Below are 12,660 nucleotides of genomic sequence, written 5' to 3'. Positions count from 1 at the left end.
CCTAGACAGACTGCAGCGCAAGACTCTTTGCTATTCCAACTCTGAAGAGATGCTGACGCTATCGGTCAGGCTCCTGGTGCATTATGTGCGTTACCGGACCGTGCCAATTCCAAGGTCAATCATCTCTTGAGTGTGCAACGCCTCCACCTCAACTGAAAAATATCCCCATCCCGGTCTGCGATCGCGTCAGCTCTCAACACCCGCGTCTGTGTCGGAGCCTCAATCGGGAACCCACTCAGCATGTCGAGTCCAAGCGGCGATTGCCAACTGATGGACCTCATTCCAAGGGCAGTCGTGCTCCCGTGCCAGCCGGGCGCAGTCATCATATTCCGGTTGGACATTAGCAATATCCTTACCCATGTGGGCAACCTTAACGCGAACGGGTCCGAGAGGCGTGGTTATTTTTTTTAGCTCGCGGGCAAGGCACGAACGCTGTTGTATGCGGCGGCGAATCCCGAGGGTTGTGGTTTCGCGGTAAAGAATAAACTCACACTTCTCGACGAGAGCGGGTAGGCAGATAACCGTCAATAAGACGCCCGGACGCGACTTCTTCATCGTCACTGCTTGTGCGAAGACATCCAATGCACCTGCAGTCAGCAACTGCTCGCAGGCATAGGCGATCGCCTGCGGACTGAGGTCGTCAATTTGCGTTTCCAACACGGCAACGGTTTCGAGCGCGATCGAGCCCTCGTCCTCATCATTAGTTCCTACCCACAACCGCAGGACATTTGGCAGCGATAGCTCTGCAGTTCCAGCCCCCAAGCCCACGTAACGCACTCGCAGGGGCGGCAGCGGTCCAAATTCACGGACAAGAGCAGTGACAATTGCCGCTCCGGTGGGGGTGACGAGTTCGCGATCGATGCCGTTACCGTACACCGGCACCTGACGCTGTTCCCAGAGTTTCAATACGGCAGGCACGGGGACCGTCATCCGTCCGTGGGCGGATTTGACGGTGCCGCCGCCGGTTGGCAGCGGCGAGCAGAACAGCGCGTCGAGATCCAGCCAATCCAACCCCAAACAAGTACCCACGATATCGACGATCGCGTCTACGGCACCAACTTCGTGGAAGTGGACCCGCTCGGGTGGAACGCCGTGAACGGCTCCCTCGGCAAGTGCCAGTTTGCGAAACACCTCCAGACTCCACATTGCCGCGCGTGGGGGCAGCTCGGCCTTTTGAATGAGCTGCTCGATCTCGGGTAGATGGCGGGTGGGTGCCTGATGGTGATGGAGGTGCGAACAATCGGAGTTGGCAAGGTCGCGCGCGCAGTCTACGTGGACTTTCTTCGCTTGTTGGCTGCCTCTCGTGACGGTCTCGGCGCGCAAGGCAAACTCGTTAGCGATTCCGAGCGTGCTTAGACGATCGCGCAAGTAGTCCAACGGCACGCCAGCATCGACGAGCGCGCCCAAGCACATGTCTCCAGCAATTCCAGTCGGACAGTCTAGGTAAGCAATTGTTGCCATGACACACAGGCGATGGGTTGGAGCCTCTATGCTAAAACGAACGCGATTGCATACCCAAGCCGGCCGATGCTGACGGACGATCGCGCCCGCAAGCTTCAATACTTCACGCCTGCAGGAGGCACGTCCGATGGCTGCAATCTACACCGTGCATCCCCAGAATCCCCAAATGCGATCGCTGGACGAAATCGCTAGTGCACTCCGACGGGGAGCAGTGATGTTATATCCCAGCGACACGGTGTACGCGATCGGCTGCGACCTCAATGCGAAAAGCGCTGTCACGCGGGTGCGTCAACTTAAACAGCTTGCCAACGACAAGCCGCTCACGTTCTTGTGTGAATCCCTCTCGGACGTGGCGCAATATGCTCGCGTCGACGACTCGGCCTACCGATTCATGAAACGCCTGATTCCGGGTCCTTATACCTTTTTGCTCCCTGCCACAAAGCTTGTGCCGCGCTTGGTACTTAACCCCAAACGCAAAACTACTGGACTGCGCGTGCCCGATCGCGTTGTTTGTCGCGCCCTGATTGCGGCACTTGGCAACCCGATCGTATCTACCTCGGCTTATTTACCGCCAGAGGAACCTGAAGAGCCCAGCGAGCTACCTGCCATGGGCACTGAGAAAGCCGTGCTCTTCGATCGCCTTGACAAGCACGTCGATTTGATTGTCGACGACGGTACCGAACCGGGCGCACTCACCTCCACCATCATCGATCTAACGACCGGCGAACCAGAAATCGTTCGTCAGGGAGCGGGGTGGGAAGAAGTTGCGGTTTGGATTTGAACGCAGTGGAAGCAAGACAACGCGGTCAATATCCTTTCAAAAGGCCAGGGCTCGTTTAAATCTCTGCCAGAACAAAGAGAAAGTACTTGTTCTAACCAGCTATTAGTTGTTCATAGAACCCAGGCAGTATTGATAGAGTTGTGGGGGAGTCTCTGAAGTCATCCTTTTCTCTCCATACCTCAATCTCCTAACCAGCCTCGCTCAAAACACGGTCAAGAACGGTCATTTCACACGGGCAAAAAACGCTTTTTCTCTGGGCAGTTTGGCTACGCAACGTGGCTACGGTTTGTCCGGAACCCAACCCACAAGACCATTGATGCCGGTAGTCCTGAAGTGTAATGTTCGTGATGGGTGAGGGGCGGGCTGAGTGAAGTTACGCCCCTGCGTCACTCTCACTGTGTAGGACCACCTGCGACCGAAAAATCCGTGTAACTCAGTTCCGAGGTCGAGAACCAGCGATTCGAGTTCGATCGGAACTGCTGCCAGGCCTGGTAGACTTTCTGATAACTCTTATCTTTCGCCGCAATTTCCTCATATAGATCGAAGGCTATCTGCCGAGCTGAGGTCATGATTTCATCCGAGAAACGCACGAGCTCCACCCCCCGATCGACTAATCGTTGAAGCGCTTCGGGATTGCGTGCGTCATAGCTAGCCATGATGTGCGTGTGGGCTTCGGCGGCGGCTGTTTGTAAGGCAAGCCGATAGGATGACGGCAGTTCGTTCCACGCATTGAGGTTGAAATAGAACGAAGCTTGCCCGCTTGGCTCCCACCAACCCGGATAGTAATAAAGGTTCGCAACTTTATACAGTCCGAGTTTCTCGTCATCGTATGGACCGGCAAACTCGGCAGCATCGATCGCCCCAAGCTGAAGTGCCTGCAAAATCTCTCCAGCCGCTAGAGTTTGAACGTTGACACCGAGGCGCTCCATTACCACCCCACCCAACCCTGGAATTCGCATGTTCTTGCCATTTAGGTCTGCCGGTGTTCGGTTCCTCTCTTTCCACCAACCGCCCATTTGCGTTCCCGTATTGCCACCAGGAAAGCTGATGATGTTGAAGTCTGCAAGCACTGAGTGGATGAGGTCGAGTCCGCCACCCTCATACATCCAAGCCGTTTGTTGGCGATAATTCAACCCAAACGGCACGGCCGTGTCAAAGGCAAGCGCTTCATTCTTACCGCGATAGAAATAAGAAGCTGTGTGACCGGACTGAACGGTGCCTTGCTGCACGGCATCGAGGATTTCCAAGCCGGGAACGATTTCACCCGAAGCCGAGATCGCGATCTCGAACCGCCCGTCAGTCAGTTCTCTCACGCGCTCGGCAAACCGCTCGCTGCCTCCGTACAGCACGTCAATGGCAGGCGTATAACTTGAAGCCATCCGCCAGCGAACGTTCTTGCGATCGTCGACTTCCATGGCAGGTGCTGACGAGCCTCCACCCGAGTTGCCCCGAGTGCAGGCTGCAATCGCGACCGTCCCGGCAGCACCTACAGCTGCATCGGCTATTAATCGCCGGCGTTTCATCGGTGTTGAAGTCAGTAAAGGGTAGTCACGGCAGGAACTTCGAGTCGCGCGTCGCTTTTACAACTCTTTTGCCGCACGAGGCGATCCCCTTCGCACCGGCCAATCCCATCGTACAAGTTTGACACGCGGCAGGCGAACGGAAACAATCACCCACCAACACCCCCAAACACCGCTTAGTCTGCATCGGCACGCGCTCGCCAAACCATTAACTCGACCGGAACGAGAAGTCCGTGTACCCTAACTCCGCAGTTGAAAACCAGCGATTTGAGTTCGACTGGAACTGCTGCCACGCATCGTAGATTTTCTTGTAGCTGGCATCCCCCGCGGCTAGTTCCTCATTCAATTCAAAGGCAATATCCTGTGCCGAGGCCATGATTTCATCCGAGAAACGTACGAGTTCTACGCCTTGGTCGAGGAGACTCTTCAACGCACCCGGATTTAGGGTGTCATAGCGCGCCATGATATTTGCATGGGCTTCAGCCGCAGCGGTACGGAGGGCCGATTGGTAAGACGGTGGCAAGTCATTCCACGCGTCAAGGTTGAAGTAAAACGAATACTGGGTGCCCGGTTCCCACCAACCCGGATAGTAATAAATGTTGGCAGCCTTATAGAGCCCGAGCTTCTCATCATCATAGGGACCGACGTACTCGGCAGCATCGATCGTCCCCAGCTGCAGAGCCTGAAAAATCTCCCCGCCAGCAATGTTTTGGACGTTAACGCCGAGGCGTTCCATCACTACGCCACCCAGCCCCGGAATCCGCATATTGATGCCTTCAAGATCGGCCGGCGTGTCGATCTTCTTATTCCACCAACCCCCCATTTGCGTTCCGGAGTTGCCGCCAGGAAAGCTGATAATGTTGAAGTCTGAAAGCAGTTCGTGGACGAGATCGAGACCGCCACCTTCGTACATCCACGCCGTTTGTTGTCGATAGTTCAAACCAAAGGGGACTGCCGTGTCAAATGCCAGGGCTTCGTTCTTGCCGCGATAGTAATAGGAGTTGGTATGTCCGGACTGGACGGTGCCCTGTTGCACGGCATCGAGAACTTCCAAGCCAGGAACGATTTCGCCTGAAGCCGAAAGGGAAATTTCGAACTTGCCGTCCGTGAGTTCCTTCACTCGCTCGATGAAAAACTCGCTCCCGCCATAGATTGTATCGAGAGCGGGCGTGTAACTCGAGGCCATACGCCAGCGAACGCTTTTACGATCGTCCACTTGCACGGCCGGAGCCGACGACTCTCCATTGCTATCGGTCTTGCTCTGACTGCATGCCGCGATCGCGGCGCTTCCAGCAGCACCAACGGCGGCACTAGTAATGAATTGTCGGCGTTTCATCAGCGTAGTGGTTGAATAAGAAACTGCAACTTTCTGACCCCCCCAATACTATGAACGGAAGCAATTTTTGTAAAGGCAATTTCGCAAAAGTTTGTAAAGTTACTTTTGCAAAACGCAAAAGGAGTTGTAAACATTTCGCAATCTAGAGTCGAATACTCTCCCAATATGATTGTCTCAGCAGTAAGCACGGGGCAGGCGGCGATCGCCTTGGTGTTATCCTCGGAAAGTCTTGTTGCAGCAACCCTCGCTAAACCTGAAGAAACGGTTAGACCATTTATTGCATTGTTTTGATTGCTTGCTGCTATGGTCGATCGCCTCCTGAAAGCTACGTGCCAAACCGTGCATCTCGGTGGATTTTCCGCGCAGTTAGTGCCCGCATTAACCATCGATTCTGGCGATCGCATCGAGGTCGAAACCTTCACCGGCTTTACTGTTTGCGATCGCGCCCCCGCTGCATTTGCGCCACCAGAACTGTTAGAGATTCGCCACAATTTACCTGCCGATCGCCGCGTCGGTCAGGGACCGCACTTGCTGACAGGACCGATTTTTGTGCGCGATGCCAAACCAGGCGATGTATTAGAAGTTCGCTTGGAGGCAATCTGGCCGCGCTTGTCGATGGGCTTCAACGTTATTCGCCCGGGTTGGGGAGCGCTTCCCGATCGCTTTTCTGCACCCGCGCTGCGCTTCATCGAGCTGGATCTCGACGCCAATGTTGCTGAGTTTCCCCGACAAAGCGGCATCCTCATTCCGCTGCAACCATTCTTCGGAATCCTGGGCGTTGCCACCCAGGAGGTAGGCAACAGCTCGGTTCCCCCCGGCAACTACGGCGGTAACATCGACAACCGGCACTTGCAACCGGGTGCGCGCTTGTTCTTGCCCGTACAAGTGCCGGGCGCGCTGTTTTCCATCGGCGACGGACATGCCGCCCAAGGCGACGGCGAGGTCGATGTCACGGCGATCGAAACAGCAATGAACGGTCGCGTCGTGCTCGTCCTTCGCAAGGACCTCTCGTTGACGCGACCGCTAGCGGAAACGCCGACCCATTTCATCTTCATGGGCTTCGCCGAGACGCTCGATCGCGCACTGCAAGCAGCACTGGAGCAAGCGATCGCGTTCCTGGAGCAATACTTGAGCTTGGATGCGGAAGAGGCTTACGTATTCTGCAGTTTAGCTGTGAACTTCCACATCACGCAGGTGGTGAATGCTCCACGTAAAGGCGTTCACGGCCTGCTGTCGAAATCGCTGCTACCGGGGGCAATCGCCTTATGACCATCCTCGATAGTCTCGCGCTAGCTATCGTCGGACTGTTTACAGGCGTGCTGGCTGGGTTTCTCGGCATCGGCGGCGGTACGGTGCTCGTCCCGATCTTGGTAGCCTTGGGCGCACGGCCAGTGGAGGCTGTGGCAACGAGTAGCCTGGCGATTATCGTCACCTCCTTGTCCGGCAGCATTCAGAACTGGCGGATGGGCTTACTCAGTTTCCAGAGCGTGTTTTTCCTTGGATTGCCTGCGTTACTCACCGCTCAATTTGGCGTGCTTCTGGCCGACGAGTTGCCCGCTCGCGTGTTGCTCGTTGCTTTCGGGCTGCTGCTGCTAATGAACGTGTACCTGGTCGAGTGGCGCAAGCACGTGACGCGGCAAGCACTCAGAGCCAGTCAAGCTGCCTCGCATACCGAGTGCCGAGAGGTCTCGGGGACGACAAACGCGATCGCATCGTCTGAAGCATCAGCGACCTGGAATCCGATAGCAGCGCGAATCTTTACTGGTGGTATTTCCGGGTTCATGGCCGGGCTATTTGGCATCGGCGGTGGGGTGATCATGGTGCCCCTACAAATTCTGCTACTCAACGAGACGATTAAAACCGCAATTCAAACCAGCCTTGGAACGATCGTCCTAACGGCCCTGTCTTCAACCATCGGACACGCTCTGAAAGGCAACGTACTCTGGATGACGGGTTTGCTATTGGGTATGGGCGGTTTTATCGGCGCACAAATCAGCACGCGCCTGCTACCGAGGTTGCCCGACCGCCTTGTCAGCGTTCTATTCCGTGCGTTACTGCTGCTGCTAGCAGCCTATATCTTCTATCAGGCGTGGGCGTATTAACAGTGGCTTAGCAGCCAGCCGAGCAAACAATGGACAACGAGTGCTTAAGGGATCGTCGGTTGTTCATTCGCTAGCCCGACTGAGAAAAGTTTCAACTATACCTTGCGCTGGCGGATGTCATGGTTTGTGGAGCGGAGTTTATCTTACTTCACAAGAGTCTTTTCGATCGCATTGGCTTGTGGTGGAATTTCATTCCCCACTACAACGAATCATTACCTCTGTAGTCCTGGCGCGCGCTTTCGGGGAGGACCTTCCTAAAATCGGTAGACAGCGCATCAGTGAGGAACCAGGCGCGACCCACTTGGAGGCATTCCCGATGGCAACAGAGCAAACGTGGCGGGTGACGGAGTCGGTATCCTTTGAGGACGCGATCGCCTTTACGCAGCGCTTACTGGGTGCCATAGATGCCGGTCAAATCGATGACGAAATGATCACGGCAGCAGTTGCATCCTTGGTGGCGACGTCGGCAGGCGCGCGGGGTTTTTTCGTGGTTTACCTGACCAGCGAACTCGCGATTGCCGACGTGCCTTCGGCAGCGATCGTTGGCGGACTGCTGGGCGCACCCGAGGTTGTCTCGGACCTGCTGGTCAAGAACGTAGCGATGTCGGCAGCAATGGCCGTGCATCACCGTCGCAACGGCGACTTAACCACTGCACGCGCCTCCGATCGCGTGTGCCGCCGCTCGCAGGACGCGATCGCACGGCTGCAACTGCCCCGAGCGAGCGAGCGAGCGCACCAGCTCGCCCGCAGTGCAGCTACGGGCGAGGGCAACTATACGGCGTTTCTGCGACGGTATGGCTATGACGCCGAGCAATTGCAGGCTATCCAGCAAGCACTTGCGGCGACTGCACCGGCAGCGAACTGAGCGAACCGAACGGCTCCAGCGCGAGCCCGGCTCGGAAGCTTGCGGACTTTTTCTGGTCGTCCTTCTATCGCATCGCCTTTTCTCCGATCGGAACCTGCCCGACTGCAGCCCTTGCTTGAGGGGTTGCTAGAGTTGAAATTGTAAATTTCCTAGCTCGCTCCGGTGCCGAATCGAAGGAACGCCGGCTATTGTCGCCACTTTCAGCCCGATTGAATCAGCGTGATTGAAGCTGAAGTCCACACCACGCTGCGTGCATTTTTACGCGCGCGTGCCGACCTAACCTGGCCGCACCACTTGACAATGGCGCGACTAGTGGCCCGCGCCCTGCGGTTGGGACGGCCGGCACTAGTACAAACCGGTAGCGCGCGCGGTTACTGTTTGAGCTATCTGGCATCGGCATTGCTATGGGACGGTCCGGTGTTATTGGTTGCCCCTAAAACGGTGCGCCAGCGTTTGCTGGCAGTCCACATTCCGCGTTTGCAGGAGTGGCTCCAAACCGACAAGCCAATCTGTTCGGGCGATCGCCTCGACGACCCGCAGTTTCGAGGGTTGATGTTAGTGAAGCCGGCAGACTGGCTCGGCGATCGCTTAGGTGATGGCAGCCGCTTCGGCGACGGCGTGCCGACGCTGATCGATCGCGCCGAGGACCTCGAAGATTGGACGCGTCGCCACCTAGGCGCAACCCTCGACGCTGCAGCTTGGAACCTCGCTTTAGCCACCTGTCCTACCTGGCGCGATCGGCTGCGCCAGGCACGGGTGCGCCTGACCAAAACCCTCTTCGAGCGCCCGCGCAATCCTTACAACTGCCACCTGCTCGACGCGCCCGAGACCGAGGTGCTGTACCCGTTATTACAGACCCTGGCCGCTACGGGACAATTGAGCGCCCTACCAGCCTTCGAACAGTACTGGCAACAGTGGCGATCGCCAACGGAACAATTGCTGTGGGCGGATGTGGACCGCATGGCCGGGCACGTCAGCTTGCATTGCGCTCCAGCAGTTGTCTCCGATCGCCTCGCCCCCGTTTGGCAGCGCCAGCCGGTAGTGCTGGTGGGTGGCTTTCTGGACTGGGAAACGGCCGCACCCGTATACCGCCAGCAGCTTGGGTTGGGCGACCTGACCTGCTTGCGATTCGCTCCCGATCGCCATACCGAATGCGTACGATTGTATTTGCCCGACAGGCTGCCGCTGCCGAATTCACCCCAGTTCCGCGATGCCTTGCTGCGGCAATTGCGTGCTCTGTTCGACCGCGCTCCCCGCAATCGCGCGATCGTGGTACTCGTTGGTGACGTGCCGCTCAAAGCTCAGGTTGCAGCTACCCTGGCTGCCGAACGCGGCACGCGAGTCCAACTCGAGCGCGGTGATTTAGCCCCCGACAGCATCCTCGTCACCGGCTGGGAGTTCTGGCGCAAGCGCCAAGAAACACTCCCCACGCCCCACCTATTGGTCGTAGCAACCCTACCGCTGCCCTCGTTGGAACATCCGCTCGTTGCCGGGCGCGTGAACTATTACCGCCGCCGTCGTTTAGATTGGTTCCGCCTGTATCTGCTACCGACTGCTTTGCGTGAGTTGCAGCGCGCGATCGCGCCAGTGCGAGAGGCGAATGGCGTTGTAGCCCTTCTCGACAATCGGGTAATCCACCGCAGTTACGGCCGGCTGGTGCTGGCAGCACTCGAACCGTGTGCTCGCGCGAATTTCCTCGATGGTGTCGGACTCGGCGAGGAAATCTACGGACCCTGACGGGGTCTGGCGACCACCCCTCACCGGCTGCCGACACTTGCTTGACTATCTGTTGAAGGACGAGGGGACCGGGATGCAGCACGTCCCTGCCGTTGAAGCGCGATCGCTGGTAGCTTGAGTCCTAACTAACGATTGCCCGCAATCTCACCGGCTGTCGTAATCTTAGAATAAGTTAAACAAGTGTTAAGTTTCGTCTTCGTCGACAACCGATCGATACCGCCCTCAGTTAAAAATGCCTATCCGACTGCTGCAGTATTTCCGTACCGCCTTCCTCGTTCTGCTGCTAGCTCTAACTGCATGGGTAACGGCTCCGCCCGGTGCTCGCGCCTTCGATGACCCCTCGCTGTTACCGGCGACGCAAACCCCAATTATCGATTTGGCGAATTTCCTACCCTCGCTGCAGGAAGAGACGCTGGCCGATGAGCTGGAGAGCTTTGAGGCCGAAACCGGTTTCAAGCTGCGCGTGCTCACGCAGTTCGATCGCACGCCCGGTCGGGCGGTGAAGCGATATTGGGATTTGGGCGACCGCAGTGTGTTGCTCGTAGCGGATGGACGCGGCGGCAACTTGCTGGCATTTAATGTCGGCGACGAACTCTACGATTTTCTGCCGCGTACGTTTTGGGTAGAGTTGCAAACCCGCTTCGGCAATTTGTACTTCGTGCGGGACAACGGCGAGAACAACGCGATCGTGCAAGCTCTGGGGACGGTTGAGTCTTGCCTGCGCCAGGGTGGCTGTCAGGTCGTGCCAGGTTTGCCGCGCGAGCAGTGGATTTTGACTCTCATCACGTCGACGGTCGGCGGGGCCATCTTCGGATTTGCCGCGCAGCCTCGTAAGGACGGCCGGGCATTTTCGTGGCAGTGGGCGCTAATTTTTTCACCGCTATGGGGCATTTTGTTCTTAGCGTTCGGTATCGGCCCGGTGGTGACGCGGACGACCGATTGGTTGCCGCTGCTACGGAACGTGCTCGGCTTTGCGATCGGTGCGTTGGTGGCGTTTTTATCTCCGACGATCCAGCCATCGGTCGGCTCTGAAAAATCCTAGACATCGGTTTGCCGGGACTGAGAGCTGAGATGCGCTTTTGCCGGCCGCGATCGCACCTCAGCTCGCCACGTAACGATTGCGTTCGCAAACGTGGTTAACTGTCTAGGAGTAATGTTAGGAGTGTCGTTGCCGGTCGGCGGTTGCGGCCGCACGCCGTCGAACTGGAGTCGGAAGAGAGCGATGGACTGGCATGCCGTTGAGGCCCGAATTCTAAGCGAGATAGATCGCAAAATAGGCGAACATTCGCTCTCGCCGGCCGAGTACGAAATTGTGCGCCGCATCATCGCTGAAACGGCCGATTTCGACTATCTATCCGCGCTCTATTTCTCCGAACGCGCGCTGCAGGCCGGAGCAGCTGCACTGGCTGCCCGCAGCACGATTGTCGTTGACGTCCCTACGATTCAGGTGGGAGTTGCCCCACACTTACAGCAAACGTTTGCCAATCCGATCTACTGCGCTGCTGACACGCTCACGCGCCGCCATCAGGAGAAGATCGGTCAGCCGATTGCCGCCGGTATGCGCAAGCTGTCGCAGCGCTATCCCGAGGGTATTTTTGTGGTCGGACGCGATAGCATGGCGCTGACCGTTTTACTAAAAGCGATCGCGTCCGAGTCGATTCGGCCGGCGCTGGTCATTTGTACGCTGCCAACCTTTGTAAATGTCAAGGACCTTAAAAAACAGTTGTGCGAATTACTTATCCCCACGATCTGCACGCTCTCGAGCAAGGGCGGTAGGCTCGTTGCAGGGGCCATCCTCAGCGGTTTAATCGATCTTGCTTGGCAAGCGTACCGCCAAGATGCTGGGTGAGGCGAGTGCGCGTTAAAGTCGAGCGAGCGCCAGTTGTGCTAAGAAAGTGCTGGCCAGCAAGATATACGGCACTCTATGGGGTTGGCGACAGGCGAACGGAATCCCCTTTCGTGAAAACGATCCACATGCAAGGGTGTGATGGAATCCGTCTCACCATTAATGGTGTTTTTTGGGGAACTTCGACTGAGGGCAGCGAACCGAGCCCACTGTTTCAATCGAAGGCAATAGCAAGTCGGGACCGCGTTTGCCTAGCGGACGTTACTGACCAGTACCTGGTTTGCCGAACTTGTCAGGGCCTGGGTTACCGATTGCCCCGAGCGTCGCAGCTGGCGTTGGAGTGCAAACCCCGCTAGCACGATCGCCAGCCATTCGCCCAGCACGATTAGCGCGATCGCCGAGAAACTGGTATTAGCAAGCGCTATCAGCGGCAATGCTGACAGCACAACGACCATTGCGATCGTGGCGGTCAGAGCCCAAACACCTCGCCATTCACTGCGCATCAGCAACAGCAACTGAACCACGCAAGCACACAAAAGAAGTCCCGTTGCTCCCAGCCCCAAGGCAATGACCAATCCCAAGCGATAACCGCCCAGTGGGAACAGGACGATACCGAGCAAAAAGCCGAAAGAGATCGCGACCAAGTGCAGCGCGATCGCCACCGGCGCCGGGCTGCGTTCGCCCTCTACAAGATCGGCGAGCAGGCGGCGGAACTGATGCCGTTCGAACTGGTGGCGGTGGCGCGCCCAATCCTGCAAGGTCTGGCGGTGCGGACTGAGAGCGGATATGAGCATTAGCACGAACAGCAGCTCGAAGATCAGCAATATCCCAAACATTACGGCTGCCATGCCCTTGGGCATATCAATTGCAGGGTAAGCAAAGCCCATGGCGAGGACAACGAAGCAGCAGGAGAGCCAGTAACTTTGGGGTTTGCTTAACAGCGTTGCGCGTGGGTTGTCAAAACGCCGGATCGATGCATGCCAGGTCCAGAACGTCCAAATCCCGAAATTAA

Annotated in this window: 10 protein-coding genes and 2 pseudogenes; 8 read left to right on the top strand and 4 right to left on the bottom strand. The window is 57.1% G+C overall.

The window, feature by feature from the left end; genetic code table 11:
* Positions 1-130 (top strand): annotated as a pseudogene (locus tag KR51_RS20520) (IS1 family transposase); the annotation flags it as partial.
* A gap of 89 nt (positions 131-219) precedes the next feature.
* On the opposite strand, the gene larC reads toward KR51_RS20520, so the two are convergent.
* Entirely contained in the window at positions 220-1,461 is a 1,242-nt protein-coding gene (gene larC / locus KR51_RS04285) for a nickel pincer cofactor biosynthesis protein LarC (RefSeq protein WP_022605199.1), read from the bottom strand.
* A gap of 127 nt (positions 1,462-1,588) precedes the next feature.
* On the opposite strand from larC, the gene KR51_RS04280 reads away from it, so the two are divergent.
* Positions 1,589-2,242: an L-threonylcarbamoyladenylate synthase gene (locus KR51_RS04280; protein WP_022605197.1), complete on the top strand. Its 654-nt coding sequence runs from the start codon at positions 1,589-1,591 to the stop codon at positions 2,240-2,242.
* A 392-nt stretch (positions 2,243-2,634) separates the two neighbouring features.
* Here the strand turns inward: KR51_RS04280 and KR51_RS04275 are convergent, their stop codons facing one another.
* Both KR51_RS04275 and dctP read right to left on the bottom strand, forming a co-directional pair.
* Positions 2,635-3,765 (bottom strand): TRAP transporter substrate-binding protein, encoded by a 1,131-nt coding sequence (locus KR51_RS04275; protein WP_022605195.1) that lies wholly within the window; start codon positions 3,763-3,765, stop codon positions 2,635-2,637.
* A gap of 205 nt (positions 3,766-3,970) precedes the next feature.
* Positions 3,971-5,098 (bottom strand): TRAP transporter substrate-binding protein DctP, encoded by a 1,128-nt coding sequence (gene dctP / locus KR51_RS04270; protein WP_022605193.1) that lies wholly within the window; start codon positions 5,096-5,098, stop codon positions 3,971-3,973.
* A 303-nt stretch (positions 5,099-5,401) separates the two neighbouring features.
* Between dctP and KR51_RS04265 the strand changes: the two genes are divergently transcribed.
* From KR51_RS04265 to KR51_RS04240, 6 genes are all read left to right on the top strand, one after another.
* Positions 5,402-6,367, top strand: coding sequence for an acetamidase/formamidase family protein (locus KR51_RS04265; protein ID WP_022605191.1), 966 nt, complete (start codon positions 5,402-5,404; stop codon positions 6,365-6,367).
* Positions 6,364-7,200, top strand: a complete 837-nt coding sequence (locus KR51_RS04260; RefSeq protein ID WP_022605190.1) for a sulfite exporter TauE/SafE family protein — start codon at positions 6,364-6,366, stop codon at positions 7,198-7,200. The genes KR51_RS04265 and KR51_RS04260 overlap by 4 nt, the downstream gene beginning before the upstream one ends.
* A gap of 316 nt (positions 7,201-7,516) precedes the next feature.
* Positions 7,517-8,065 carry a hypothetical protein gene (locus KR51_RS04255; RefSeq protein WP_022605188.1) on the top strand — a complete coding sequence of 183 codons (549 nt, stop codon included), beginning with the start codon at positions 7,517-7,519 and terminating at the stop codon, positions 8,063-8,065.
* Between the two features lie 219 nt (positions 8,066-8,284).
* Entirely contained in the window at positions 8,285-9,802 is a 1,518-nt protein-coding gene (locus tag KR51_RS04250) for an ATP-dependent DNA helicase (RefSeq protein ID WP_022605186.1), read from the top strand.
* Positions 9,803-10,034: 232 nt separating this feature from the next.
* Positions 10,035-10,844 carry a TPM domain-containing protein gene (locus KR51_RS04245; RefSeq protein ID WP_022605185.1) on the top strand — a complete coding sequence of 270 codons (810 nt, stop codon included), beginning with the start codon at positions 10,035-10,037 and terminating at the stop codon, positions 10,842-10,844.
* 180 nt (positions 10,845-11,024) lie between these two features.
* Positions 11,025-11,651 carry a precorrin-8X methylmutase gene (locus KR51_RS04240; RefSeq protein ID WP_022605184.1) on the top strand — a complete coding sequence of 209 codons (627 nt, stop codon included), beginning with the start codon at positions 11,025-11,027 and terminating at the stop codon, positions 11,649-11,651.
* Between the two features lie 248 nt (positions 11,652-11,899).
* Here the strand turns inward: KR51_RS04240 and KR51_RS04235 are convergent.
* Positions 11,900-12,660, bottom strand: a pseudogene (locus KR51_RS04235) (hypothetical protein); the annotation flags it as partial.

Source organism: Rubidibacter lacunae KORDI 51-2 (assembly GCF_000473895.1).
Taxonomy (GTDB): domain Bacteria; phylum Cyanobacteriota; class Cyanobacteriia; order Cyanobacteriales; family Rubidibacteraceae; genus Rubidibacter; species Rubidibacter lacunae.
The sequence above is the reverse complement of the archived record's forward strand: the minus strand, read 5'-3'. Positions and strand labels throughout refer to the sequence as shown.